Below are 24062 nucleotides of genomic sequence, written 5' to 3'. Positions count from 1 at the left end.
ACTCAGTTAGGTACGAAACTGCTCCACTGCCTCCGTGTAGCGGATGGGCAGCACAAACTCCAGGTTTTCGTGGGGACGGGCGATGATGTGGTGGGAGAGGATCTCGCCCCCACTCACCCGTTTGGCAGACTCCAAGCCAGCGGCCACCGAGGCCTGCACCTCGGAGACATCGCCCCGTACGATCACGGTGACGCGCCCGCTGCCAATTTTTTCGTAACCCACTAGGGTGACGCGCGCGGCCTTTACCATGGCGTCGGCAGCTTCCACTACTGCCGGGAACCCGCGGGTTTCGATCATTCCGACTGCAATAGGCATATCAACTCTCCACTTTTGAACACTCAGTTCCTGAACGTTGCCGAACCCAGCAATAAGGCCAATCGATCTCCAAATTGATCTCGCCTATTGGGTTCGATCCTGCAATTTCCCTCGAACTCATCCAAGAGATCCTCTGCCCAACCCTCAGTGGACAGCTCTTCTCGGCAACACCGACTCCAGCCACCACAGACCTCCCCCTGGAGAGAAGGCCGTGCCCAACCCCCGACCTCAGACTCAATCAGACGGAGGCCAGAAAAGGTTGTGGGAGCCATCCGGGTTAACCACAACTGTCGCTCAGGCGGGCAAAGCTGCCAACTCCAGGCCAAGTCCCCATCTTTCTTGCACAAAATCGATCATACAAAATCGACGAGGACGCCCCAGAGAAGGGATCCCCCGACTCAACAAAATGATATCCCCATTCAATCCTGGACGAAAATCAATATTTTTAATTAGCACGATAGCTTTTTATTAAGAGAGACAAAATTGTTATCAACTCAAAAATAATTCTTGACATCTTTTCAGCTTTTGCCGTTATCGGCGCAGCGAGGGGGGCACTTCCAAGTCATGGGCTTCCATGAGGTCGGGTTGGCTCATCAGATGGGCCGGGGATCCCTGGGCGCAAATCCGGCCTTGATCTAAGAGGATCACCCGATCGCACACTTCCAGGATCAGTTCCAGATCGTGGGAAGCGAGCAGAAAGGTGTGCGTTGCTTGCAACAAAAAGGCGATTAGCCGGCGACGGGCGCGCAGATCCAGGTTGGCAGTCGGCTCATCGTAGAGTACCAACTGCGGCTGCATTGCCAGGATCCCGGCGATCGCGACCATGCGTTTTTCACCGCCGGAGAGATGATGGGGGGGACAGTTGGCCAAATTCAGGGTGCCGGTCATCGCCAGGGTTGCTTGGACCACAGCCGCGACCTCTGTCTCAGAACGTCCCAGGTTGCGCGGCCCAAAGGCTACATCCTCGGCCACCGAGGCGGCAAACAGTTGATCGTCGGGATCCTGAAACACCAGCCCCACCTCAGGGCGAAACTGGCCAGGCTGGAGCGGCTGCCCAAACAAAGTGATCTGGCCGGAACAGGGGGGCAACAGGCCAGCGAGGGCCAGGAACAGGGTGGTTTTGCCGGCGCCATTGGGGCCAATGATTCCTAGGCGCTGCCCGGCCTCAACCCGTAGATCCAGCCCTTGCAGCACCGGCGGACAACCGGGATAGGCGACCCACAACTGTTTGACCTCCACCGCCGGCGCTGTGTTCATGGCAGCAAGCTCATCCCAGGGCTAGCGCTGCTCCCAATGCTTCCAGCGCTTCTGGGTGGCGGCAGGGGTGAGCTGCAGGGTGGGTACGCTGGGGCTGGTCAGGTCGATCTGGAGAATTTCGTCGGGTGTACACTCGCAGTGGCGGCGCAGATCCCGCATTTGGTTGAGGGTTTGAATTTGCAGAGGCAGGCGGTCAGAAATCGGCCCCAGATAGACGTTGCCCAGCTCAGTGTGGAGCGTGATTCCCTCTCCCGACTGCCAATCTACGGTCTCGATCTGGATCTCAGCCTGTTGCAGGGCTTCGAGCAACAAGGCCCATTGCTCGGGCGCGTGGTTCTCCCAGCCCAGCAACTCCAGCTCAGGCCAGGAAAGGGAGGATCCGCTGTGGCGTCGAAAGGGATCGGGGGGCAGCCAATGGCCTTGCCGATCCACCCAGCCTGTCTGGTCGCCCCGACGGGCGCGCGCGACCAGTTGCCGTTCCCGCACCTGGACGATCACCCCCACCGGCAGCAGCCGCCGCTGTACCTGGACGCTTTCGATGGGAGAAGGGCGGGCCGGGGATGCCAGCAAGGCTCTTTCCAACACAGCCGGCTGCACCTGCCAGAGGTTCATTGGATAGGTCAGAGGCAGTTGCTCCCGGATCCAGTCGGGGTCGACCCAGTAGCTGCCCTTTACCTGAATTTGCTCCGGCCGGCGAATTTGCCAGTAGGGCTGCTGCAGGCCCAACACCAGCAGCGTCAGAACGCCCATCGAGCTGGCCAAGCGCCAGGATCCCTGCCAAAAGCGCTTGCGCCGTTGCTGACGCAAAAGTCGCCTGCGTTGCAGAAGTTGGTCGCGCGTGGGAGAAGCCAGAGGTACCATTAGCCCTCCCTCAAGCCAAAGGGGAGCATTCCATGCTCCTATTCAACTCGCGATCTCCTCGACCTGATCCGCCCGCAGCCAAATTGGAGGGGTGGGAACAGCCCCAAACTTAATCTGGAGGTAGTCGTCCTTGATATCCACCACTTCTCCAGGAGTTTCGAAGACGTAGTTGGGAATCAAAGGGTCGCTGGCCTGGGCTTCCAGGCTGCCTTGCAGTTTCTCGCGGATGGCCCGCACCAAAGTGCCTCGCTTAATCGCCATTGCCCCTCCTTCGATAGCCGTTGTATCCTGTGCCGCCAATAAGCCGGGTCCAGCCTACTTGCGCTTCAGGCTGCGGGCCATGTTGCGAAACATGTCCATGTCAGATCCCCCCTGGCGGCGTGAGCCTGCTCCACTGCTGCTGTTTGAGGTGGAAGAGCTTTGCTCAGGGGCTTTGGCCTGTTCTACGGCCAACTTAACTTTGCTTAGGGAAGAAACCTGCTCCACCACCTCCACCTTCTCTGTAGAGCCGAAATCCTGGAAGGTGTGCTTCACGATCCTAGGAGTGCGCATGTATTCGATGTTGCCAAGGGTTTTGGCCTCATCTGGGTCGAGAAAGAAGGTGTTGTCTTTCTTTTTGGCCGGCTGAGCAGCCGTCCCTGATGAAGGTTTGGAATCTGCCTGACCACGAGAGCCGAAAAAGCGCCTGAAGATGCCCACCATTGGTGTCTTGCCTGCAATGCGAAGAAAGTTGAGCCGGATCCCTAGACGTCGGGTCAGCCAGCCGCAGCTAGAAAGGTGACGGCTGAGCCCGGCTATGAAATCATGTTAAGCCAACTCAGGATAACATGCTCCCTGGCTGCAGGACGGCTTTCTCGGCCACATGTTCAACTCTCGGAGGCTCTGCCAGGGGAGGACCTTCGACCCTAGGCAAGTAGTCTGGCCAAGGGCAGCGAGCACATCCTCAGTCACGGCTCTTTAGTAAGTTTGGGGATCCCAATGACTGGCCAATGTACAGTTTTTTTGCTGGAAAATCCGTGTTGGCTCCCTTTTTGAGCTATGGCTTGACTCTTCACAATCAGTATGGGCAAGCAGTGTTAAGCCCGATCCCAGGAGGGGCAAACTATGACCATTCGATCCATCGTTGAAGAAGTCTTGCAAACTCGCCACTTTACCTCAGAACACGAGAGCCTAATCTACCGCCTGTTGTGCGATCGGTGTTTTGACGAGGCCGATTTGAAGGCATTGGCTTACCTGAGCGACGCTATGGTTCAGGGAATTGTTCAGCACTAGCCTCGGGATCCCTAAATAATTACAGGCGGCACTCCGGATGCCCGTCTTACGGAGAGGGCCCAAAAACTTTTGGGATCCCTTCCTCTGCGAAACCCTTTAGGCTCAAGAAGCTTCTGAGATCATCTCCAGAAGTGCGAGCGAAATTACCTGGCAGGCGTTGGGGAGCAAGCGTTACCCCTCTGCCTGCGAGGTGTAATGTATGGCAACCCTGAGCGGACTGCCTAAATTCAAGGCTGTGCCGATGCAGCGAGCCAAGATTTGAATGTTTTGCTTTTGCTCCGCCGATTCTAAAATCCTGGTAGAGGCCTTGCTCGGGCTGGCGATGGACGAATACCGGCTGTTCATCTTAAGCAAGCTCTCAATTTTGTTCAGCGGGTTGATATCTTATACGCGACTTGGAAAGTAATTGGAGAACAGCAAAAGAAATACCGCATCGTTCTTTGCTTAAAGACTAGAGCGGCTTGTCCCTCTCCCGCATCGGCGACCCTACGGATTTTGGCCGGCAAGGCACTCCCAGTTTTTCAGAGATGGCCGGTTTTCTCTCCGAGATCCCACGGGCGAAGGATCGCCGCCTTGCGGTGAGAGGCAACGAGAAAGGTAGAGGCTCGAGGCAATCTCGTCGCCCGATCCCTCCCTGTGGCCTTGCCGTCTGGAACAGCCCCTCGCTCTAGCAAGGGAATGGGTGTTCCTGTTCCGCCTTAAGATCCTAAGATAGGAGTTGAACGTCCCTGCTGGACTGGGTGCCTTTCCTTTACAACTTGGAAAGGGGGGGCCCAGCCGCAGAGGCGGGGGCGACGGCCGTTACGTTTTGAGAGGAATCCATGTTGTTCATTTTTAACCTAGCTAAGCGTCTGCAGCGCATCCTCCTCGCTCTCGTAGTCGGGGTGGCTGCGGTAGCTTTCCTGTCCAACCCTGCTGCTGCTGAAACCTACACGGTCAAGATGGGCTCTGACAAGGCCCAGCTCATTTATGATCCCCCCACCCTCACCATCAATCAGGGAGATACTGTTCGGTGGGTCAACAACAAGGTCTATCCTCACAACGTTGTCTTTGACAAGGTACCTGGTGGCGATGCGGCCCTGGCAGCCAAGCTGTCCCACAAGGCCCTGCTCACTGCTCCCAACCAAGTGGTGGAATCGGCCTTTGTCGATGTCCCTCTGGGTGAGTACACCTACTACTGCACTCCCCACCGGGGGGCTGGCATGGTCGGCAAGATCATCGTCAAGGGCTAGGCTGGCGCTCCAATTCCACTTCTCTGGTTGCTTTTTAAGAGGGAGATTCCGGCTCTGGCTTGCTGGCATGGGATCCCTGCCCGTAGCATAGAAAGTAGCCCTCTCGAGAGTGGGAGGGCTTTTTCGCGAATAGACGTTAGACAGGTTCCCCATGACCACCAGTGTTAAAGGCTACCTGCTCCTGGCCGTTTCCTGCATCAGTGCCATTGCCGCTGTGGGTTCGATTTTCGAGTTGGCTTCCGGTGAGCCGGATTTTGGCGTCGGCCCCACCAGCATTATCTTGATCGTCGCTGCTCCCTTGGCGGTTTGGCTGTTTCAATCGGCAGTTGGGGCGGCACGAGCCAGCGGCGCTGCCGGCAAGGGGGGCAAGAAGCGAAAGTAGGCAGGTAGATACGGGAAAACTGGGGGGAAGGGGATGGAGTCAGCGGGTTTGCTGTAAAGAAACTTGTGATTCTATCTCGGCTTCTGCTGGCTGATGAAACTCCGGCAACAGCTTTCGTTCTTGCACCGTTCCAAGGGCTGCTTCTAGCTCTGCCGTGGCTAGAGTACAACTGGAGCCAGATCCGTTCAATACGGTCTCGGTCACCTGTCCTTTTTTGTCGATCCGATATTCCACCTTGATGTACTCGGGCATCTGCACTCCACTCGCTGCTGCTCAACAACTGACTTTCTCCTACCCATTGTAGTTCTCGCTTTTTCCCCGCTCGATCTGGCTGGGCCGTATGGCTTCTGCTCGTCCCCCGTTTCCTCCTGCCAAAAGGGATCCCGGTATCCAGCGGGATCTGAGTTTGGGAGTAGGGGCGCTGCTGGGCGTTGTCCTGATCGGCACCCTTTGGTACCACGGGGTGGAGCAATGGCCTTGGGTGGAAGCTTTTTACATGAGCGTTATCACCCTAACTACTGTGGGCTTCATGGAGGTGCAGCCGCTGGGGGATCGGGGGCGCTTGTTCACGGTGGCCTTGATCCTGATGGGGGTCTTGAGCATCGGGTTCATGGTGAACCGCTTTACAGAGGCCCTCATCCAGGGGCATTTTCAGGAAGGGATCCGGCAGCGGAAGTGGAAGAAACAGATGGAAGCGCTGAACAACCACTACATCGTCTGCGGTTTTGGGCGCATTGGGCGACAGGTGGCCCAGGAGTTTCAGGCAGAGGGGGTGCCCTTTTTGGTGATCGATCAATCGGCCGAGGCAATTCAGGTGGCCCAAGAGCTGGGATATGTCGCTCTCCAGGGAGACAGCACTCTCGATGCCACCTTGCTGGCGGCGCGGGTGCAGCAGGCCGAGGGGTTGATTGCCGCCCTCTCCAGCGATGCCGAAAACCTCTATGTGGTGCTGTCGGCCCGCACCCTCAACCCTCGTATCCGCACCATTGCCCGCGCCAACACGGAAGAGGCTTTGCAAAAGCTGCAGCGAGCGGGCGTTGCCCACGCCATCTCTCCCTTCATCACCGGTGGAAAACGGATGGCAGCGGCTGCCCTGCGCCCCCGCGTGGTGGACTTTGTGGATGGGATCCTGTCGGGTCGAGATCGCACTTTTTACTTGGAAGAGTACGAGCTGGCGGCGCAAGAATGCCCCTATGTTGGCCAGACCCTGGGGAAAGCCAATCTAAGGGCGCGATCCGGCGCGTTGGTGGTGGCAATTCGGCGAGCCGATGGCCAGCTGATTGGCGGCCCCAGCGGTGACACCCTGTTGCAACCGGGGGATCTGCTGCTGTGTATGGGCACGGCCGAGCAGTTGCGCCGCCTGGGCCAGTTGCTCTATCCCCGCCCCTAGATGGGCTGGACAAGTCGGCTAGATACGCCTGAGGATGCTGGGGCCGTGGGAGTCGGTGCCGCAGGTTTTCAAAAGTCCGTAGGTCTCTGCCAGCTTTTCCCCAATCGCCGCCTCCTCTGGGCTGGGAGCCCAAATGTCGGGGTTTTTGTAGGCGTAGTAGACCTCAAGGCCATCCAGGCCCAACTCCACGGCTGCCGGCACCAGCTCTTCCGCAGGCAGCCAGTAGCGAAAGGGATGGGCCAACACCGCCAGGCCGCCTGCTGCTTGAATGGCCCCAATGGCCTCAGCGGCGGGCAGGCCGGGAACTTGCTCCCCCTGGATGTAGGGATCCAAAACAGGATCCGCCGGATCGAAGCCGTAGCCAAGAATATGCACCTCGCAGCCCAGCAGGTTGGCTGTAATCTCGATCCCCGTCCATAGCAGGGGGTCCTCGGGGCGATCCAGATAGGCTTGCGCTTGCTCGTAGCCCTTCAGGGTGTGGTGATCGGTGATGGCCAGGCCCTTGAGGCCGTGCCGGCGCGCCTGCTCCGCCAAGTCTGCCGGATCCATGCGCCCATCGGAGCAGCAGGTGTGCAGGTGAAAGTTGTACTGCAGCGGGCAGGAGAGAGGGCCGATCCCCTGCAGCACCCGCCGCAGCTCCGCCGCCGAGGCAGTTTGACAGGGATCCCGTTGCAAACTAACCAGCATGTCAACCCTTGGGTTGGGAACAGATAGCTCTCCAGAGCAGTCGACTCTGGAATTTTATCTTTTGTTAAGAACGCTCACCCATTCTAGCCAGGGCAAGGGAGGGGCGCCAGGTGTCAAGAACTACAGAATGGGCAAGGGATCCCTAGGGGCTTGCCAAGATCTCCTCGGCCGCCTTGATGGCCGCTCCAGGAGGGAAGTCGCCATAACCCAGCGTGTGCAGGGTCGACTCCAGGGCAGCCAGCGTGGTGAGAATGTCGCGGTCGCTCACAAAGCCCAGATGGCCGATGCGGAAGATCTTGCCCTTGAGGTGGTCTTGACCGGCAGCAAGGGCGATGTCGAAGCGTTTCTTCAGGGTGCTGCGGAGGGTATCGGCGTTGATCCCTTCAGGCGCCAGCACAGCAGTTACCGAGGGGCTGGCTGCCGACTCCGGGTTGACCAAAAGCTTCAGCCCCAGGGCCTTGACGCCGGCGCGGGTGGCCTGGGCCAAACGGGCGTGGCGGCGGCAGATGGCTTCCAACCCTTCGGCCCGCATCAGGCGCAGGGTTACCTGCAGGGCATAAAACAGGTTCACCGCGGGCGTAAAGGGAGTGGTGCCCTGGCGCAGGGCTTTTTGGGCCAGTTTAAAGCTCCAGTAGTACTTGGGAAAGCGAGAGCGCTCGGCAGCAGCCATGGCCCGCGGGCTCACCGCCACAAACCCCAGCCCGGGCGGGATCATGTAGCCTTTCTGGGATCCGGAGGCCACCACGTCTAGGCCCCACTCGTCCATAGGCACCGGCATGGCCCCCAAACTGGTGACCGCATCCACAATCACCAGGGCTTCTCCGTGCTCGCGGGCAGCAGCCGCGATGGCCTGCACATCGTTGGCTACGCCGCTGGAGGTTTCCGAGTGGGTGAGGATGACCGCCTTGATGGTCTTCTCCCGGTCGGCGGCCAGCTTTTCTTGGAAGACTTCGACAGGATAGGGCACGCCCCAGGGGGTCTCTATCCGCTCGCACTGCAGGCCAAACTGCTCCGACATCTCGGCCCAGCGCTCGCCAAACTTGCCGTTGACCCCCACCAAGACCCGCTCCCCGGGGCTGAGGGTGTTGAGGATCCCGGCTTCCATGGCCCCGGTGCCGCTGCAGGCAAAGACAAACACATCGGAGGTGGTCTGGTGCAGCCAGCGCAACCCCTCCGTCACCTCTTCCAGAATGGCGCTGAACTCTTGGCTGCGGTGCTCGATGGGCCCCCGCGCCATGGCCAGCAGCGCACTCTCGGGAACGGGAGTGGGGCCGGGGATCATCAACATCAACTTGTCTTTCATGCGGGTCCCGCTGGGGATGTCAGGTTTGAGAGGTGGCGGCCAGATTCGAACTGGCGCATAGAGGTTTTGCAGACCTCTGCCTTACCACTTGGCTACGCCACCCTACTCCTCAATCGGACAAAACATTGTATCCGAAAATGGGATCCCGCTTCCACTTGCTGCAGCCAACGGCAACAGCGCTCGGGTTCGCTAGGCATCGACAATAGCTTGGTAGCCCCGTACTTGAGTGCGGGGCGAAAAAGCCCTTGAGCCACTTTAGTTGCTTCATAGTTAGTACAGAGCTTCTCCAGGAAAACAACCTACTGCGGTGCAAAACCCGCGCGGCAATAACTAACCTGGAGGAACTTAAGTCCGAAGTAAGCAGAACTTTGAGGTTATGCCTCAAAGGACTGTCTAGGGGCGTCTTGACAGCGCCTTCGCGAGTCCATCTTGGGCTGCGTAAGAATCCGCTGGGTGGGAGTGTCAACTTCTTCTTGTACCCTCAGCAGGCGGGATCCCAGCAGCCGCTGCAGCCAGGGGGCGAGAAACTCGCGATTGGCCAACTGCTGCTGGGGATCCTGGGTTTCCAGAGGAAAGGGGGCAAGGGCCCGCAGGGCGGCGGTGGTAACACAGAACATGGCCTTTTGGAAGCTGAGGCAGATTTTCACCCGCAGGTCATCTTCCCCGCGCGGCTGGCGGCGGTAGTGCTCCCGCAAATAGCCAGGCAGGTGGCGCATCATATCCTGCATCAAGAGAGTAGGGGGGATCCCGGCGCTCCCCACCGGCAGCGGATCGGCATACAAAGCGCCGTAGGCGAAGTCCGCCTGCTCGGCCGGGATCTGGTGGGCCTGGGCATTGTAGGAGACGGTGCCCATGAAGGGAAAGGAGCGGAAAAACACAGCTTCCACGTAGGGCAGGGCCGTATCGGGCAGGAAGGTCAGCCCCGCCGACAGGGGGATGATCTCGTAGCGGCGGCCCCAGATGCAGGGGGCGTAGGTGATGGGCTTGTTGGCAGCTGCCACCAACCCCTGCTGAATGTGGGCTACTACGTCGGGAAGCGTGAGCTGCGGTTCGCTCTCGCGGCGCTTGGCCAAGGCCAGGAAGATATCGCTCATCACCCGCCAGAACTGGCCCAGGCCGCTGTACATGGCCAGCATGCGCACCTGTTCCAGCGCAAAGTCGGGGCAGAGGAAGTTGAGGCCCTGCAGAAGGGGGTTGAAGCGGAACTTGGCCCGGATGGCCACCTTGGCCCGCTCGACAAATTCGGGAGTATCCAGATAGCGATCGAGGCCTCCCCCTCCATGCCAGAGCATGGCTTTCATGCAGTATTCGGCAAACTCGTAGTTGATGCGGTCATGCCAGAGGTAGCGCAGCCATTTGCCCAGGGTGATTTCGCCGTTGAAGTACTTAAAAACTGGGAAGAGCTCCAAAAATTGGTGGTCGGCTATGAAGATCAAATTCTGGGAGTAGGCATCCAGCACCTGGCCGTAGCTGTGGAGGATGCCGATGACCTCCAGCCGGTTGCTGGAAGAATCCGGCACAAGGGCTCCCCCTGCTTCTAGGCGTTGGACGATGGGAGCCAGTCGCCGTTGCTCTAGAGGATCTAAGCCAGCCAGAAAGAAACGGGAAGGAGCGGGAACAAGGGTGGCCGTCATGGGAGAAGGAGGGGTTGAGACAACAACAAAAACTCAGTCGTATCACTAAATCGTCACAACGAAAAGAACCCAGGCTCGAAAGCAGTGGTCGGCCCGCCTGCTTCGGCAAGATTGAGGGCCGCCGGCTTGGCCAAATGGGCGGCGGTGGACTCCACCCAGTGGGTTGCCCAGGCAGGCTGGAGGCCAAGCACCACCACCAGCGAGGCCAAAACTACAGCAGGCAGGCGTTCTCCCGTGGCGCGTCGTTGCATGGCAATGGCCACTTCCGAGAGGCGCCCGAAAAAGACGCGGTTCACCATCAGCAAAAAGTAGGCCGCCGTCAATCCCGTCCCCACCATGCACAGCAACGTCTGCAGGGGGAAGACGGGGAAGCTGCCCCGAAAGAGGGTGAACTCGGCAATAAAGCCCACCAGGCCGGGCGTGCCGCCGCTGGCCATCACCCCCAACACCATCAAGCTTCCAACAAGTGGCAGGCCGCGTTCCAGGTTGAGCAATCCCCGCAGCCGCTTGAGATCCCGCGTGCCGGTGTTGGCGTAGACAGCACCCACCAGCAAAAACAGCAGCGAGGAAATCAGCCCATGGCTCACCATCTGGAAGACGGATCCCACCAAGGAGAGGGGGGTGGCCGCCGCCGTGCCCAGGAGAATGTAGCCCATGTGGGCAATGGAGCTGTAGGCCACCAGCTTTTTCATGTCTTGCTGCACCAAGGCGTTCAGGGATCCATACAGCACATTGGCCACCGCCCAACTGGCCAGCCACGGCCCGGCTTGCTCCCAGGCATCGGGCAAAAGCTGCAGGCCAAAGCGCACCAGGCCATAGGTGCCCAACTTGAGCAAGAGCCCCGCCAAGAGCACAGAAATGGGGGTGGAAGCCTCCACGTGGGCGTCCGGCAGCCAGGTGTGGAAGGGCACCAAGGGGATCTTGATGGCCAGCCCCAGCAGGATGGGAATGAGGATGAGAATCTGGGGCAGCAGCGGCAAGGGGTGGGCCTGCAAAACGGTGTAGGTAAAACTGTGGGCGTCGCTCAGCCAACTGAGGCCGAAAAAGCCAATCAGCAGAAGCACCCCCGAGAGGGCGGTGTAGACCAAAAACTTGGTGGCGGCATAGGTGCGCCGCGGCCCGCCCCAGATGGCAATCAGCAGATAAAGGGGAATTAGCTCGACTTCGTAGAACAAGAAAAACAGCAGCAGGTTCTGGGCCAGAAAAGCCCCCACAATGGCGGCTGCTAGCAGCAACACCAAGCTGTAGTAGAGGCGGGGCCGCTCCACCGGGCCGCTGGCCCAGAGGGCAATCAATACCAGCAAGCCGGTCATCACCACTAGCGGCAGGGAGATCCCGTCCACCCCCAGCTCGTAAACCAGGCCCAACTGCGGGATCCAGGCCATCTGTTCGGCCATCTGGATCCCTTGCGCTTGGGGATCAAACTGCAGCAGCAGCCCCAAGCTCAGCCCCAACCAAGCCAGGCCGAAGCCCAAGGCCAAACTTCGGTGCAGGCCCTTCCCCGCTTGCTCGGGGATCAGCCCCACCAGCAGGCCACCCAATAGGGGGATCCCGATTAGAAGGCTGAGCATGGTTCCTCCCGTCTCAATAGGCCAATCCCACCAGGGGCGAGCGCAGCAGCCAAGCGGTAACCACCACGACCCCGATGACAATGAGCAACACGTAGAGCTGCATCCGCCCCGACAGGGTGTACTTGAGGGCTTCGCCGCTAAACCAAAAAGCCAGGCTCACTCCGTTCACCAGGCCATCCACCCCGTTGCGATCCAGCCACTCCAGTCCGCGGGAAAGGGCGCCGACCGGCTGCACCACCAAAGCCTGGTAGAGCTGCCCGGTGTAGAAATCCTGCGCCAACAGATCCTGCAGCTCCGGCCAGGGTAGGCGCAGCCGCCGCCGGCCCCCCCAGTACAGCCAAGCACCAACACCGGCCCCCAGCAAACCCGAGGCCGCCAGCAGAGCCGCCATCTGCTGCAGCTCTGGGATCCAACCGGGATAAAGCCCCCAGCGCCAAAACAGCCAGGGCATGAGCAGGTTCTGCACCGTCAGAATGACCATGGGCAGGGCCATCGGCCAGCCCACCTCAGGGGCACGGCGCGTCTTGGGCTGCGGGGATCCCAAGAAGACCAGGCCAAACACCCGCGCCAGGTTCAAAGCCGTCAGCCCATTCATCAGCAGCAACACCCCCAACAGGGCCGGCTGCAGGGCGCTGTACACCAGCGCCAGGCGGATTAGGATCCAAAAGCACCCCAGGGGCAACAGGGCCACCATCCCCAGGGATCCCACAGCAAAGGCGGCCACCGTAGCCGGCATGCGGCCCCCTAGGCCCCCCAGCTCCGTCAGATCTTGGGTAGAAGTGGTGTAGATGAGGGATCCCACCCCCATAAACAGCAGCGCCTTGGCCAGGCCGTGCAGCAGCAGCAGCTCCAGCGCCAAATCCGGCTGCCCCGTCCCCACCGCCCCAAACACCAGGCCCAGGTAGGCGCTGGTGGAATAGGAGAAGGTGCGCTTGAGATCGATTTGCGCCAAGGCCACCAGGGATCCCCCTACGGCTGTGATGGTGCCGATGGCCACCAGCACCCCATCCGTGAAAGGGGAGAGGGCCAAGACTGGCTGCAGCTTGATGAGGACAAAAGCTCCAGCGGCCACCACTGCCGAGTTGCGCAGGATCGAAGCCGGGTTGGGCGCCTCCATGGCCTCATCCAGCCACAGGTGCAGCGGGAACTGGGCGCACTTGCCCAGCGGCCCGGCAATCAAAGCCAACCCCATCAAGGCCGCCCAAGTTGGATCCAAGCTGGCCGTAGCCGCCCAATCGCGCAGGCCGGAAAAGGTCAAGGAGCCGGAGAAATTGGAAACCGCCACCACCCCCATCAACAGCAGCAGGTCTCCCACCCGTTTGGTGAGAAAAGCATCCCGCGCCGCCGTGACCACCAGCGGCTGGGCGTACCAAAAGCCCACCAATAAGTAGGTGGAAAGCGTGAGCATCTCCAGCAGCGCGTAGCTGAGAAACAGCGAATCGCTGAGGGCGATCCCCGTCATCCCCCCCTCAAAAAAGCCCATCAGGGCGGCAAAGCGGCCCAACCCCCAATCCTTGTCCAGGTACCCCAGGGCGTAGATCTGGGCCAGCAAGCTCAAGCCGCTTACCCAGACCACCGCCCCCAGCGTCAGAGGCGAGACCTCCAAAGCCAGGGACAAGTCCAAATCGGCCACCCGAAACCAGAGGTAGTTCAGGAGCTGGGGATCCCGACCCCAAACTTGTCGCAACAGCCAAAAGCTATGAGCAAGGGCCGCAAAGGTCAGCAGGATATTGAGGTAGGCTGCCGGACGTGGGCCACTGCGCTTGATCCAGCCAGCGGCCCAAGGAAGAGCCAGCGCTGTCCCTACCCAGCCATAAAAGGGGAGACACCAGGCGCTCTCTGGCCCAATTGCCCAGTCTTCAAAACCCGCCATCTGCTGCTTGCAACAAGTAGTTAAGCATTTTTTAATGAACAGCTACAGTCCAATATACTAGGAGTTTTCCAGCGGCAGCGTCTCTCCCCACTTGGACACAGCTTCTGCCTCTGCCTAGGCAAGCAGGCGGCGCCCTTAGATTCTTTGAGCTCCCGGTTCTTTTGGACAGAAAATGGCGGCGCTCCGAATACCTTGCCCAGACCCCGGCTGGGGCTATCGCGGATTGGCGCCAGGGGGAGTGAGACCCCTCACCGATTGATTCTCCTCTTTAGGCTGGGCAGCCCTCCTGACCACAGCCAGGACTATCGCCTGCAAGCCGAGGTGTGGCACGAGGTGGAAGCTTGGGGATCCCCCTGGTGGCTGCAGTTGGATCCCCGCCATCTCACGGTGTTTTGAATCGAAATCCAACGGCCATCAGGTGGGTTCATCACAAGCGGTAGCCGCGGGGAGTGATCAGCCGGCTGCCGTAGCGAAAGGTCTGCGAGCTGCCGATCAAGACCAGGGTAAACATGTCCACCTGCTCAGGATCCAACTCCCCTAGCGTGGTGAGGTGGATGGCCTCGCCGGGACGGTAGAGGTTGCGGGCCACCGCCACCGGGGTGTGGGTGGGGCGGGCCCGGCGAAAGATCTGCAGCGCCTTGAGGAAGGGATCCAACCGCTGCCGCGAGCGGGGGTTATACAGGGCCACCACAAAGTCGGCCTGGGCAGCCGCCTGCAGGCGTTGCTCGATGGCCGGCCAGGGGGTGAGGCGATCCGAGAGGGAAATAGCGCAAAAATCCTGCATGAGAGGGGCTCCTAGGCGAGCGGCAGCAGCTTGAAGGGCGGAGATCCCCGGCAGCACCTCCAGGGAGGGGCGGATCCCATCCCAGCCGCTGCGGGCCAAGTACTCCAGCACCAGGCCGGCCATGCCGTAGATCCCCGCATCCCCCGAAGAGATCACCGCCACCTGCAGCCCCTGCTGGGCCAGGGCGATGGCGCGCTGCGCCCGCTGCACCTCCTGGGTGATGGGAAAGGCTTCGCAAATCTGGCCGGGGTGCAGGAGGGGCGCCACCAAGTCCAGGTAAAGCTGGTAGCCAATCACCACCTCGGCTTGGGCCAGGGCCAGGCGGGCGGCCAAGGTCAATTGGGCGGGATCCCCAGGGCCGATGCCAATTAGCCACAGGTGCCCGGCGCGAGGGGAATACTCGCGGGCGGCGCGGGCAATGGCCAGGGTACAAGCTCCCTCGCTTTCTGAGGTGAAGATCTGCTTGGGGCAGACAAGGGTGGCTCTCCCCTGGGCTGGATTGTCCTCTCCCGACCAGCGCTGGGCCGCCAAAAGAGCAGCCGCCTCCGCCACCGAAGGGGTGCCCACCGCCTGCCGCACCGCCTCTGAAGGGTGGGGAACCGGGATCCCTGCCAGGGCCGCGGCGGAGAAAAACTGGATGGGCCAGCCATGGGCCTGGGCCAGCTCCAAGAGCCCCGCCTCATCCCGTTTCAGCTCCAGAGTGGCCAAGCCGGCAACGGCCTCGAGGGCCAGCCCCTGGTTTTGCAACAGGCGCCGCAGGGATCCCTCCAGCCAGGCGCGGCTGGTGCCCCGCTCGCAGCCCACCCCCACCCACAGCACCCGCGGATGCCAGTGGACGGTGGGGATGTGGGGGCAAGGCGTTGTGTATTCCCCAATCCGGATCTGGGCCACTGCTTGGTCGGGAGCCGTAGTCAAAAGAGGATGATCCGCTGGCCAGGCCCGCCGCCAGAGCTGCGTGCCGCAGGTTTGCTCTACGGCCACCGGCTCTCCCCGCGTCAGGGCAGCAGCTACCCCGTTCCAATCGCCACTGCCCCGCCGCCAGCCGTAGGGATGCCCCAACACATCCACAGGCGGGATCCCCAGCCCTTCGGAGGCAGAGGTGAGGATCGGCTCGGCTCCCAAAGCAGCCGCCACCTGCCGCGCCAGCGCATCGGCCCCGCCCACATGTCCCCCGCAGAGGCTAATGGCCCAGCGGCCTGATTCATCCACCACCACCACCGCCGGATCCCGGTATTTGTCCTGCAAGAGGGGGGCAATTAGCCGCACCACCGACCCAACTGGCAAGATGAAAAGACAGCCCTGCACCTGGGGCCAAGTTTGGGCCACCGCTGCCGCCAGGGATCTGGGCGCTGTGGGATGGCTGGGATCCCCATAGGCTTGCCAGGGCCAAGGCAGCGGCTCTCCCTGTGGATTGGCTTTGCTCCAGCAGATCCACTCCTCTGGCAGCAGCGACAGCAGAGCCTGGGCCAAGCGGCGACCGCGCGGGGTGGGGGCAAACAGGGCAAGCTTCATCAGCCTAGGGATCCTATACTGGACTACAGAGCCACCCGCAAATGGACAAGCGCCAATGCCAACCCCCCTTGGACTGATGCTGCCGCTGATCCCCCTGGAGGTTTTGCTCTCCACGAAGGGGCTGATGTTTTTGCTGCTATCGGCCTACGGCGGGGCCATGTGGACGTTTCTGAGCGGCGCACCGCGGGTTTACACCATCATCGTGCCCGATCTGGAGCAGGCGCGAGGGTTTTACGAAAAGGTCTTGAGGCTGCCGGAGGCGGAGCTGCCGCTGCAGTACTACTACGGCTATGAGCAAAGCATGGTCGGCTCCAGCCTGGGATCTGCCTACTTCCCGGCGGATATTGGCCTCAGCTCCCGCCTTGATGCCAAAGCCCGCTCCACCTCGACACCTCTCGATACCGCTGGCCTCTGGTATCAGCTCTCCGACACCGTGCAACTGCACGTGATCCCCGGTACCACGGATCCCTACGGCAGTCTCTCCAGAACTCCCTTTGTACCTGCCTACGGGGCGGCAGCCGGTCGCAGCAGCGGCGTCCGCTATCGCCACACCACCTACGAACGGGAAGCCCTCAAAGCCCTCCTGAAGCGGATCAACAAGCAAGGGATCCGCAGCAGCGTCCGCTCCGAAAAGCCTTTTGTCTTCTGGGTGCGCGACCATCAAGGGCAGATCGTCGAATTTGCCGAAATAGGATGAGGGGATCCCCTAAGATTGTTGGGGAGGCAAAAAGTCGGCACCGGGGGGACGCCAACGGATGAAACAGATGCTGCTGCTGTTGCTGGGTTTGCTGTGGATTGGGGTGTGGGCTGGACAGCCGGCCATGGCTCTGTCGCGAGCCAAAGATCACCCAGCAGTTACTGTGCAATCTCAAGCCCAGCAATTTATCACCACCGAGTCGGGTCTGCAGTACTACGACCTTGTCGAAGGTACAGGGCCTTCACCTCAGCCGGGGCAAACGGTGGTGGTGAACTACGTGGGCAAGCTGCAGGATGGCACCGTCTTCGATAGCTCCTACAAGCGCAATCAACCTTTTACCTTCACCTACGGGGTAGGGCAGGTGATCCGTGGCTGGGAGGAAGGTCTGGCCACCATGCGGGTGGGTGGCAAGCGGTATTTGCGCATTCCGCCGGAGTTGGCCTATGGCAGCCGCGGCGCCGGCGGCGTGATCCCTCCCAACGCTACTCTCGATTTTGAAGTGGAGCTCCTGGCCATCCAGTAGGTTCTGGATATCCACCCCTAAGCTTGACTGGGGGTGGGGAAAGTCAAGGCAGGGAGATGGCATGGCGCTGCGGCAACTCCCTTCTACGCTACAAACCTGTCTCCGTCTGTGGGGCCCAATTTTCTCCCCAAAGCTCGCTTGCGCCGGCACTTCCGCCAAGTGCGGCAAGGGGTGGATCGCTCTCTGGTCGAGCAGAAGATAGTGGCTCATCTGGCCTCTCAGCCCCGGCTTTTGGCGGCCAAGACCATCCTGGCCTACGTGGCCTTCGGCTCCGAGGTGGACTTGGGATCCCTGTTCGCCCTTTTCCCTGAAAAGCGCTGGGGGATCCCTCGTTGCTTGCCGCAGCGGCAGTTGCGGTGGCACCGCTACCACCCAGCTGAGCTTGTTCCCAACCGCTGGGGGTTGCTGGAGCCCTCTCCCAGCAGCGAAGTCATCGATCCCGCCGAAGCCGAGTTAATCCTTGTGCCCGCCCTGGCCTGCGATCGCTGGGGGAGGCGCCTGGGCTATGGCGGCGGCTATTACGACCGCTTTTTGGCCTCGCTGCCGGATCCCGGCGTGCCCAAGTGGGGCATTGTCCCGCAGGCCTGCCTACTGGAGCAGCCTCTGCCTCAGGATCCCTGGGATCAGCGCTTGGACGGGATCCAGACCGAGGAGGGGTTTTACCGGGCGGGGGATCCCCTAGACTAGGGGAGATGGGCCTTGGAGAAAAAACATGAGCCAAGTTTGGAAGAAGGGGCTTCGCTCCCTCTGCTGGAGCCTGGGTTGTGCAGCTTTGGCGGCGCTCTTGCTGGGTTTTGGAGCCATCCCCCTGCAACTGAAGGATTTGCACCTCACCCCCTGCCCGGATACCCCCGAATACACCAACCTGGTTACCAGCAACGGCAACCCCATACCGGCCAGGTGCCTATTCATTGAAGGCACGGTGGTCAACCGCTCCAGAAATACTGTGCTGAATGCGGATGTCTTCGGTCGCCTTTACGATGCCAACGGCAATGAGGTTCTGCCGGAGCGCACCCGCCTGGGAGCCATCGAGGAGGTTCCCCCCGGCGAAAGCCCCTTCTCCATTCGCATCTCCGTGCCCGTGACCAGCCCGCTGCCTCTGACTATGGAGCAGTTCAAAGCCAGCGGCTTCAGCGGCACCGTGCGCCGTTAAAGCTGGCGGGTGAAGTCCACCTGGGCCGGGCGCCCCGGCAAATGGAGCTGGGCAACCACCGGCGGGGTTTGGGCGATCAGCCGTCCCCGACGGAAAACGTACAGGCAAGCCGGTTGCAGGCGAATGGCTTCGACAGCATCGGCAGCCTGGAGCACCACCAAGTCGGCATAGCAGCCGGGTTCTAGTCCGTAGCCTTCTAACCCCAGAATGCGGGCCGGGTTTTCCGTAACCGCCAAGAAACACTGCCGCATCTGCTCATAGCCTGTCAGTTGGGCAGCGTGGATCCCCATGTGGGCCACCTCCAGCATGTTGCCGCTGCCCAGGGGATACCAGGGATCCATCACGCAGTCCTGGCCAAAAGCTACGGTCAGCCCGGCGGCCATCAGCTCCGGCACCCGCGTCAGCCCCCGCCGCTTGGGATAGGTATCGTGGCGGCCCTGCAGCACCAGGTTCACCAGCGGGTTGGCGATCACCCCCAGCTCTGCTTCGGCCATCAGGGGAATGAGTTTGCTCACGTAGGCGTTGTCCATTGAGTGCATCGAGGTGAGGTGGGAGGCGGCCACCCGCCCCTGCAAGCCCAGCCGCTGCGTCTCGTAGGCCAGGGTCTCCACGTGGCGCGAAAGCGGATCGTCTGTCTCGTCGCAGTGCAGATCCACCCGCAGACCCCGCGCCGCCGCGATCTCGCACAAGGCCCGCACCGCAGCTGCCCCTTCGGCCATCGTCCGCTCAAAGTGGGGGATCCCGCCCACCACCTCCACCCCTAGATCCAAGGCCTTCTCCAAAAGCTGCACCGCCCCCGGCGAGCGGTAGTAGCCATCTTGGGGAAAGGCCACCAGTTGCAAATCCAGGTAGGGGGACACTTTTTGCTTGACCTCCAGCAAGGCCCGCACCGCCAACAGGTTGGGATCGCACACATCCACATGGGCGCGGATGGCCAGGATCCCGCGCGCCACCGCCCAATCGCAATAGGTCAAGGCCCGCTCCATCACTGCCTCCGGCGTCAGCAGCGGCTTCAACTCCCCCCAAAGGGCGATCCCTTCCAGCAAGGTGCCCGATTGGTTGACGCGCGGGATCCCATAGGTGAGGGTGGCATCCAGGTGAAAGTGGGCATCCACAAAGGGGGGCGACACCAAGCGGCCGCTCACATCAATTTCCTGCCAGGCAGTGGCCTGCAGATTCACCTCCAGGGCAACGATGCGCTCCCCCTCAATGCCGATATCGACCCCCTTGCGGCCATCCGGCAAATTGGCCCGGCGCAAGATTACATCCATCCACCTCTTCCAAACTCGGCTTGACCCTTTTCTCGCCAGCGGTAGCTGCCTCAATGGCAAGCTCGAGACAGGGATCCCCGCAAGTTCCTGCTGGCCACTAGCGTATATGGTAGGTAAAGCCTGTTTTCGGGTATTTCCCCGTCCCTATGCCCAGGGTTAGCACCGCTTGCCAGCAGACCGACCCCCGTTTCAGCCTTGCCCAGGCCAAGGGGCTAAAGCCCTACCAGCGAAAGCAACTGCAACGGCTTTACCAACTGCGCCTGCCCCCCAATCGCTTGGTGACGGTGGAGTTTGCCCAACGGCTGGGATCCCTGACCCAGGAGCTGGAGGGCCAGCCCATTAGCGTTTACCTCAACCGGCGCGGCCAAGTCATCCGGGTGGGGCTGGGATCCCCTTTTGAGACCCAGATCCCGGCCTGGGAATTGCCCCGCCAAGGGGCGGAGCGCCTATCCGGGATCCGCTGCATCACCACCCAGGTGGGCGAGGGCGGCCCCAGCCAAAAGGCGCTGACGGCCATGGCCCTGCAGCGGCTGGACGCCCTCATTCTCCTGTCGGTATCTCCCTCAGGAGGACGGCTGCGCCGCGGCGGAGGGGCCACGGGCTTTGTCAACTACGCTTATCTGGCCCACCTAGTGCCCCAGGGAGAGAGCCGCTGGCAGGTCTCCGAGCCTCTGCCGCTGGCGACCCTGGCAGAGCAGGATCTGCAGGAGCTGGTGGCGGAGTTGGAAGATAGTTTTCGTCGCCAATTCACTGCCCGCCAGGTGGATCCCCAGCAGGAGCGGGCCATCCTCGTGGGACTGCAGGAGCCGGGACAGAGCAGCGAAGACCTCATAGACAGGCTGGCCGAGCTGGGCCGCCTGGTGGAGAGCGCCGGCGGCCAGGTGCTGCAAACCCTTTGGCAGCGGCGGGAGAGTCCCAATTCGGCCACGGCGATCGGCTCCGGTAAGGTGCAGGAGCTGGCCCTGCTGGTGCAGGATCTGGGCGCCAACCTGGTGGTGTTCGACCGCGAGCTCACCCCCAGCCAGGTGCGCACCCTGGAACAGGCAGTAGGGGTGCGGGTGGTGGATCGCAGCGAGGTGATCCTGGATATCTTTGCCCAGCGGGCCAGAACCCGGGCCGGGAAATTGCAGGTGGAGCTGGCGCAACTGCAATATCTGCTGCCGCGCCTGGCCGGCCGAGGGCGCACCATGTCGCGGTTGGGGGGTGGGATCGGCACCCGCGGCCCCGGGGAAACCCAACTGGAAATGGAGCGGCGGGCCATTCAGCGGCGCATCGCCAAGCTGCGGCAAGAAGTGGAAGAGCTGCGCCGCCACCGGCAACGGCTGCGCCAGCGACGGGAGGGATCCCAAATTCCCGTGGTGGCCCTGGTGGGCTACACCAACGCCGGCAAGTCCACCCTTCTCAACGCCCTCACCCAGGCCCAGGTCTATGTGGCCGATCAACTCTTTGCCACCTTGGATCCCACCACGCGGCGGCTGGAGCTGCCCGGCCAGCAGGCAGTGCTGTTGACTGACACGGTGGGATTCTTAACCGAGCTGCCTGAGCAATTGGTAGAGGCCTTCCAGGCCACGCTGGAGGAGGTGACGGAGGCGGATGCCCTGCTGCACGTGGTGGATCTCTCCCACCCCAACTGGGAAGGGCACATCGAGGCGGTGGAAAAATTGCTGGACGAGATGCCCCTGGCCACCGGCCCGCGACAACTGGTGTTTAACAAAATTGACCGCCTCGATCCCGAATGGGTCGAGGACGTGCGCCTGCTCTACCCCAAGGCCCTGTTTGTGTCCGCCGCCAACGGCCAAAACTTGGATCAACTGCGCCACACCCTGGCCCAGTTTGCCGCAGCTTTTGCTCCCAGACCCTGCGGGGGTCGGCAGTTTGGGGATCCCTGAAGCATTTCATCAGAAAATCAAAACTTGGCGGCTCCTCAACATTTAGTTACATCACGGTTACGATGAGTGCAGAGGGCAGTTAGGTAAAGTTGCCATTTGGCAGAGGGGGAAAACATGGCCGTTACGGCAGTTGCACCGCGTTCAGGCCATCTTACGCTGCAGACGCTGCTCATTGGAGCCGATACCCTTGCCATCCGCTCCCAGGACTGGGATCGGGATCGGTTTGATATCGAGTTCGCCCTGGAAAACGGCACCACCTACAACTCCTTTTTAATTCGCGGGGAGAAGGTGGCCCTCATCGACACCTCCCACGAGAAGTTTCGCCAGTTGTACCTGGATCTGCTGCGAGGCCTCCTGGATCCCGCCACCCTCGACTACCTGGTGGTCAGCCACACCGAGCCGGATCACAGCGGCCTAGTCGGGGATCTGCTGGAGCTGGCGCCCCAAATGACGGTAGTGGCCTCCAAAGTGGCCGTGCAATTTTTGGAAAACCTGGTGCATCGCCCCTTCCGGCACCTGGTGGTCAAGCAGGGGGATCGCCTGGATCTGGGCAAGGGACATGTTCTGGAGTTCATCTCTGCTCCCAACCTGCACTGGCCCGACACCATCCTCACCTACGACCACGGCACGCAGATCCTCTACACCTGCGACGTCTTTGGGATGCACTACTGCGATGACTTTGCCTGGGACGAGCATCCCCACCTGCTACAGGCCGACTTCAAGCTCTACTACGACTGCCTCATGGGGCCCAACGCCCGCTCGGTACTCTCGGCCCTGAAGCGCATGGAGTCCCTGCCCCCCATCGCCGCCATTGCTACCGGCCACGGCCCCCTGCTGCGCCACCACCTGTCTGATTGGGTGGAGCACTACCGCACTTGGAGCCTGGAGCAGGCCAAAGCCGAACGAATGGTGGCGGTGTTCTACCTATCGGGCTATGGCCAGGCGGAAGCATTGGCCCAAGCCATTGCCCGCGGCATCCAAAAAACCGGCGTTGCCGTAGAGCTGGCGGATCTGCGGCTGCTGGATGCCCACGAGGTGCGCGAGCTGATGAGCTTGGCCGCTGGTGTGGTGATAGGCATGCCGCCCCAAGCGGGGCCTGATGCGGCCTCCACCCAGGTGCTGCTGAAAACCCTCCTGGCTGCTGCCCACAGCAAACAAGGCTTTGGCCTGTTCGAGTCGGGGGGAGCAGATGACGAGTCGGTCTACCTCTGCCGCAACACGCTGCAGGAGATGGGCGCCAAAGAAGTGTTCCCTCCTATTCTCCTCAAGCAACCCCTAGACGAAACCCTGCTGCAATTGGCGGAGGAAGCCGGCACCGACCTGGGGCAGTGGCTAACGCGGGATCGCACCATTCAGCAGATGAAAGCCCTGGATGCCGACTTGGATCGCGCCCTAGGCCGCATCAGCAATGGCCTTTACATCCTCACCGCCCGCAAAGGGCAGGCCACCAGCGCCATGCTCGCCTCCTGGGTGGCCCAGGCCAGCAGCGATCCGCCGGGGATCAGCGTTGCCGTGGCCAAAGACCGGGCCATCGAGTCCTTCCTGCAGGTGGGCGATACCTTTGTCCTCAACGTGTTGCAGGAAGGCCATCACCAGTCCCTAATGCGCCACTTCCTGAAGCGCTTCCCGCCGGGAGCCGACCGCTTTGCCGGCATCAAGACCTACCCCGCCGCCAACGGATCCCCCATCTTGGCCGATGCCTTGGCCTACCTGGAGTGCCGCGTGGCCAGCCGCCTAGAAACCAGCGACCACTGGGTGGTCTACAGCACCCTAGAAGCCGGGCGGGTCTCCAACCTGGAGGGCCTCACCGCCGTCCACCACCGCAAGGTGGGGAATCATTACTGATCCCTCACCCCCAGGGAGAGGAGAGGTTCAGCAGGGCTTGAAATAGCCGTCCTGCTAACGCGAAAACCTCCCCGCCTATTTCAATAGGACAGTTGGTAGACCAGCCCGTTGACATGGAGGAAAAAAGGGCTACCCTCTCCCAGAGGGATCCCGGCTGGCCGCAGTGGAAAAGGCAGCCCCTCTGGGCTCTGTTCCGCTTTCTGAGCGAGGCGGTAGAAGACCTCCCCAAACCCAGAAGAGGGAATCTCCGCGGCAGCATGCTGCTGTTGCCAGCGCTGGTAGGGGCTGAGTCGAGCTTCCCTCTGGTCGATGTTCGACGGCACAGGGAGAGAGGGCGATATAGCCGGCTGTCCGGCGGGCAAAAGAGCCGCTACCTCCGCTTGGGCCCATCCTCCCCTGGCCAAGGCCATAGCCAAAAGCCAGCCGCTTCCCCAAACCCAAATGAACTGCTGCATGACCGGATCCCTCGCTCTGCCTCGACTAGCCGCTTCTCGGGCTTTTTTGTCCGGCACTGAGAAGATAGCTCCCATCTTCTCGAAGCCAGACCGAGGGAAGCATGACGGAGATCCTGCCAAGCCTGTGATCTGGATCAGAACCATTTAGATCATCAG

25 protein-coding genes and 1 tRNA gene are annotated in these 24062 nt (G+C 61.3%); 11 read left to right on the top strand and 15 right to left on the bottom strand.

Annotation, left to right across the window (positions count from 1 at the left end):
- Positions 1-6: 6 nt before the first annotated feature.
- The 5 genes from NW848_RS08560 to NW848_RS08540 form a co-directional block, all read right to left on the bottom strand.
- Positions 7-315 carry a carbon dioxide-concentrating mechanism protein CcmK gene (locus NW848_RS08560; RefSeq protein WP_011430450.1) on the bottom strand — a complete coding sequence of 103 codons (309 nt, stop codon included), beginning with the start codon at positions 313-315 and terminating at the stop codon, positions 7-9.
- A 531-nt stretch (positions 316-846) separates the two neighbouring features.
- Positions 847-1572: an energy-coupling factor ABC transporter ATP-binding protein gene (locus NW848_RS08555; protein WP_011430448.1), complete on the bottom strand. Its 726-nt coding sequence runs from the start codon at positions 1570-1572 to the stop codon at positions 847-849.
- 21 nt (positions 1573-1593) lie between these two features.
- Positions 1594-2433 carry a cell division protein FtsQ/DivIB gene (locus tag NW848_RS08550; RefSeq protein ID WP_011430447.1) on the bottom strand — a complete coding sequence of 280 codons (840 nt, stop codon included), beginning with the start codon at positions 2431-2433 and terminating at the stop codon, positions 1594-1596.
- 42 nt (positions 2434-2475) lie between these two features.
- Positions 2476-2694 carry an NAD(P)H-quinone oxidoreductase subunit O gene (ndhO, locus tag NW848_RS08545; protein WP_011430446.1) on the bottom strand — a complete coding sequence of 73 codons (219 nt, stop codon included), beginning with the start codon at positions 2692-2694 and terminating at the stop codon, positions 2476-2478.
- A 54-nt stretch (positions 2695-2748) separates the two neighbouring features.
- Entirely contained in the window at positions 2749-3135 is a 387-nt protein-coding gene (locus NW848_RS08540) for a hypothetical protein (RefSeq protein WP_011430445.1), read from the bottom strand.
- A 402-nt stretch (positions 3136-3537) separates the two neighbouring features.
- On the opposite strand from NW848_RS08540, the gene NW848_RS08535 reads away from it, so the two are divergent.
- The 3 genes from NW848_RS08535 (at position 3538) to NW848_RS08525 (ending at position 5319) form a co-directional block, all read left to right on the top strand.
- Positions 3538-3705, top strand: coding sequence for a hypothetical protein (locus tag NW848_RS08535; protein ID WP_011430444.1), 168 nt, complete (start codon positions 3538-3540; stop codon positions 3703-3705).
- 821 nt (positions 3706-4526) lie between these two features.
- Entirely contained in the window at positions 4527-4937 is a 411-nt protein-coding gene (gene petE / locus NW848_RS08530) for a plastocyanin (RefSeq protein ID WP_011430443.1), read from the top strand.
- 151 nt (positions 4938-5088) lie between these two features.
- On the top strand, positions 5089-5319 hold the full coding sequence (locus tag NW848_RS08525) for a hypothetical protein (RefSeq protein WP_011430442.1): 231 nt from the start codon (positions 5089-5091) through the stop codon (positions 5317-5319).
- A gap of 39 nt (positions 5320-5358) precedes the next feature.
- Here the strand turns inward: NW848_RS08525 and NW848_RS08520 are convergent, their stop codons facing one another.
- Complete coding sequence (locus NW848_RS08520) at positions 5359-5571, bottom strand: DUF2997 domain-containing protein (RefSeq protein WP_011430441.1); 213 nt, start codon at positions 5569-5571, stop codon at positions 5359-5361.
- An 88-nt stretch (positions 5572-5659) separates the two neighbouring features.
- On the opposite strand from NW848_RS08520, the gene NW848_RS08515 reads away from it, so the two are divergent.
- Positions 5660-6709: a potassium channel family protein gene (locus tag NW848_RS08515; protein ID WP_011430440.1), complete on the top strand. Its 1050-nt coding sequence runs from the start codon at positions 5660-5662 to the stop codon at positions 6707-6709.
- 18 nt (positions 6710-6727) lie between these two features.
- Here the strand turns inward: NW848_RS08515 and NW848_RS08510 are convergent, their stop codons facing one another.
- The 6 genes from NW848_RS08510 to NW848_RS08485 form a co-directional block, all read right to left on the bottom strand.
- On the bottom strand, positions 6728-7396 hold the full coding sequence (locus NW848_RS08510) for a PHP domain-containing protein (protein WP_011430439.1): 669 nt from the start codon (positions 7394-7396) through the stop codon (positions 6728-6730).
- Positions 7397-7538: 142 nt separating this feature from the next.
- Positions 7539-8699 (bottom strand): pyridoxal-phosphate-dependent aminotransferase family protein, encoded by a 1161-nt coding sequence (locus tag NW848_RS08505; RefSeq protein ID WP_011430438.1) that lies wholly within the window; start codon positions 8697-8699, stop codon positions 7539-7541.
- Positions 8700-8729: 30 nt separating this feature from the next.
- Positions 8730-8801 (bottom strand) — tRNA-Cys (locus tag NW848_RS08500).
- Between the two features lie 272 nt (positions 8802-9073).
- Positions 9074-10333 (bottom strand): CO2 hydration protein, encoded by a 1260-nt coding sequence (locus NW848_RS08495; RefSeq protein WP_414402330.1) that lies wholly within the window; start codon positions 10331-10333, stop codon positions 9074-9076.
- Between the two features lie 53 nt (positions 10334-10386).
- Positions 10387-11904: an NADH-quinone oxidoreductase subunit M gene (locus NW848_RS08490; RefSeq protein ID WP_414402331.1), complete on the bottom strand. Its 1518-nt coding sequence runs from the start codon at positions 11902-11904 to the stop codon at positions 10387-10389.
- A gap of 13 nt (positions 11905-11917) precedes the next feature.
- Positions 11918-13777 carry an NAD(P)H-quinone oxidoreductase subunit F gene (locus NW848_RS08485; RefSeq protein WP_011430435.1) on the bottom strand — a complete coding sequence of 620 codons (1860 nt, stop codon included), beginning with the start codon at positions 13775-13777 and terminating at the stop codon, positions 11918-11920.
- A 255-nt stretch (positions 13778-14032) separates the two neighbouring features.
- On the opposite strand from NW848_RS08485, the gene NW848_RS08480 reads away from it, so the two are divergent.
- The gene (locus NW848_RS08480; RefSeq protein WP_414401526.1) at positions 14033-14173 is read left to right on the top strand and encodes a hypothetical protein; all 141 of its coding nucleotides are present in this window, start codon (positions 14033-14035) and stop codon (positions 14171-14173) included.
- Positions 14174-14204: 31 nt separating this feature from the next.
- Here NW848_RS08480 and cobJ read toward each other — a convergent pair whose 3' ends face one another.
- Positions 14205-16073, bottom strand: coding sequence for a precorrin-3B C(17)-methyltransferase (gene cobJ, locus NW848_RS08475; protein WP_099812059.1), 1869 nt, complete (start codon positions 16071-16073; stop codon positions 14205-14207).
- Between the two features lie 55 nt (positions 16074-16128).
- Here cobJ and NW848_RS08470 point away from each other — a divergent pair, with 55 nt between their 5' ends.
- The 4 genes from NW848_RS08470 to NW848_RS08455 all read left to right on the top strand — a co-directional run bounded on the left by NW848_RS08470 (position 16129) and on the right by NW848_RS08455 (position 18446).
- Positions 16129-16770 (top strand): hypothetical protein, encoded by a 642-nt coding sequence (locus NW848_RS08470; protein ID WP_011430432.1) that lies wholly within the window; start codon positions 16129-16131, stop codon positions 16768-16770.
- Positions 16771-16828: 58 nt separating this feature from the next.
- Positions 16829-17293 carry an FKBP-type peptidyl-prolyl cis-trans isomerase gene (locus NW848_RS08465; RefSeq protein WP_041438366.1) on the top strand — a complete coding sequence of 155 codons (465 nt, stop codon included), beginning with the start codon at positions 16829-16831 and terminating at the stop codon, positions 17291-17293.
- Between the two features lie 108 nt (positions 17294-17401).
- Positions 17402-17980 (top strand): 5-formyltetrahydrofolate cyclo-ligase, encoded by a 579-nt coding sequence (locus tag NW848_RS08460; RefSeq protein WP_240527650.1) that lies wholly within the window; start codon positions 17402-17404, stop codon positions 17978-17980.
- 25 nt (positions 17981-18005) lie between these two features.
- Positions 18006-18446 (top strand): FxLYD domain-containing protein, encoded by a 441-nt coding sequence (locus NW848_RS08455; protein WP_011430429.1) that lies wholly within the window; start codon positions 18006-18008, stop codon positions 18444-18446.
- Here NW848_RS08455 and NW848_RS08450 read toward each other — a convergent pair.
- Complete coding sequence (locus NW848_RS08450) at positions 18443-19717, bottom strand: amidohydrolase family protein (protein WP_414402332.1); 1275 nt, start codon at positions 19715-19717, stop codon at positions 18443-18445. The genes NW848_RS08455 and NW848_RS08450 overlap by 4 nt on opposite strands.
- Before the next feature lie 146 nt (positions 19718-19863).
- Between NW848_RS08450 and hflX the strand changes: the two genes are divergently transcribed.
- Both hflX and NW848_RS08440 read left to right on the top strand, forming a co-directional pair.
- Positions 19864-21606 (top strand): GTPase HflX, encoded by a 1743-nt coding sequence (gene hflX / locus NW848_RS08445; RefSeq protein ID WP_414402333.1) that lies wholly within the window; start codon positions 19864-19866, stop codon positions 21604-21606.
- A 114-nt stretch (positions 21607-21720) separates the two neighbouring features.
- Positions 21721-23451, top strand: coding sequence for a diflavin flavoprotein (locus tag NW848_RS08440; protein ID WP_099812067.1), 1731 nt, complete (start codon positions 21721-21723; stop codon positions 23449-23451).
- Positions 23452-23531: 80 nt separating this feature from the next.
- Here the strand turns inward: NW848_RS08440 and NW848_RS08435 are convergent, their stop codons facing one another.
- Positions 23532-23906: a hypothetical protein gene (locus NW848_RS08435; RefSeq protein WP_041438360.1), complete on the bottom strand. Its 375-nt coding sequence runs from the start codon at positions 23904-23906 to the stop codon at positions 23532-23534.
- Positions 23907-24062 lie beyond the last annotated feature (156 nt).

Source organism: Synechococcus sp. RC10A2, from assembly GCF_047502605.1.
The sequence above is the reverse complement of the archived record's forward strand: the minus strand, read 5'-3'. Positions and strand labels throughout refer to the sequence as shown.

Coding starts and splice junctions, on each gene's coding strand:
- NW848_RS08560 (WP_011430450.1), bottom strand. CDS start 315: ATGCCTATTGCAGTCGGAATGATCGAAACCCGCGGGTTCCCGGCAGTA.
- NW848_RS08555 (WP_011430448.1), bottom strand. CDS start 1,572: ATGAACACAGCGCCGGCGGTGGAGGTCAAACAGTTGTGGGTCGCCTAT.
- NW848_RS08550 (WP_011430447.1), bottom strand. CDS start 2,433: ATGGTACCTCTGGCTTCTCCCACGCGCGACCAACTTCTGCAACGCAGG.
- ndhO (WP_011430446.1), bottom strand. CDS start 2,694: ATGGCGATTAAGCGAGGCACTTTGGTGCGGGCCATCCGCGAGAAACTG.
- NW848_RS08540 (WP_011430445.1), bottom strand. CDS start 3,135: ATGGTGGGCATCTTCAGGCGCTTTTTCGGCTCTCGTGGTCAGGCAGAT.
- NW848_RS08535 (WP_011430444.1), top strand. CDS start 3,538: ATGACCATTCGATCCATCGTTGAAGAAGTCTTGCAAACTCGCCACTTT.
- petE (WP_011430443.1), top strand. CDS start 4,527: ATGTTGTTCATTTTTAACCTAGCTAAGCGTCTGCAGCGCATCCTCCTC.
- NW848_RS08525 (WP_011430442.1), top strand. CDS start 5,089: ATGACCACCAGTGTTAAAGGCTACCTGCTCCTGGCCGTTTCCTGCATC.
- NW848_RS08520 (WP_011430441.1), bottom strand. CDS start 5,571: ATGCCCGAGTACATCAAGGTGGAATATCGGATCGACAAAAAAGGACAG.
- NW848_RS08515 (WP_011430440.1), top strand. CDS start 5,660: ATGGCTTCTGCTCGTCCCCCGTTTCCTCCTGCCAAAAGGGATCCCGGT.
- NW848_RS08510 (WP_011430439.1), bottom strand. CDS start 7,396: ATGCTGGTTAGTTTGCAACGGGATCCCTGTCAAACTGCCTCGGCGGCG.
- NW848_RS08505 (WP_011430438.1), bottom strand. CDS start 8,699: ATGAAAGACAAGTTGATGTTGATGATCCCCGGCCCCACTCCCGTTCCC.
- NW848_RS08495 (WP_414402330.1), bottom strand. CDS start 10,333: ATGACGGCCACCCTTGTTCCCGCTCCTTCCCGTTTCTTTCTGGCTGGC.
- NW848_RS08490 (WP_414402331.1), bottom strand. CDS start 11,904: ATGCTCAGCCTTCTAATCGGGATCCCCCTATTGGGTGGCCTGCTGGTG.
- NW848_RS08485 (WP_011430435.1), bottom strand. CDS start 13,777: ATGGCGGGTTTTGAAGACTGGGCAATTGGGCCAGAGAGCGCCTGGTGT.
- cobJ (WP_099812059.1), bottom strand. CDS start 16,073: ATGAAGCTTGCCCTGTTTGCCCCCACCCCGCGCGGTCGCCGCTTGGCC.
- NW848_RS08470 (WP_011430432.1), top strand. CDS start 16,129: ATGCCAACCCCCCTTGGACTGATGCTGCCGCTGATCCCCCTGGAGGTT.
- NW848_RS08465 (WP_041438366.1), top strand. CDS start 16,829: ATGAAACAGATGCTGCTGCTGTTGCTGGGTTTGCTGTGGATTGGGGTG.
- NW848_RS08455 (WP_011430429.1), top strand. CDS start 18,006: ATGAGCCAAGTTTGGAAGAAGGGGCTTCGCTCCCTCTGCTGGAGCCTG.
- NW848_RS08450 (WP_414402332.1), bottom strand. CDS start 19,717: ATGGATGTAATCTTGCGCCGGGCCAATTTGCCGGATGGCCGCAAGGGG.
- hflX (WP_414402333.1), top strand. CDS start 19,864: ATGCCCAGGGTTAGCACCGCTTGCCAGCAGACCGACCCCCGTTTCAGC.
- NW848_RS08440 (WP_099812067.1), top strand. CDS start 21,721: ATGGCCGTTACGGCAGTTGCACCGCGTTCAGGCCATCTTACGCTGCAG.
- NW848_RS08435 (WP_041438360.1), bottom strand. CDS start 23,906: ATGCAGCAGTTCATTTGGGTTTGGGGAAGCGGCTGGCTTTTGGCTATG.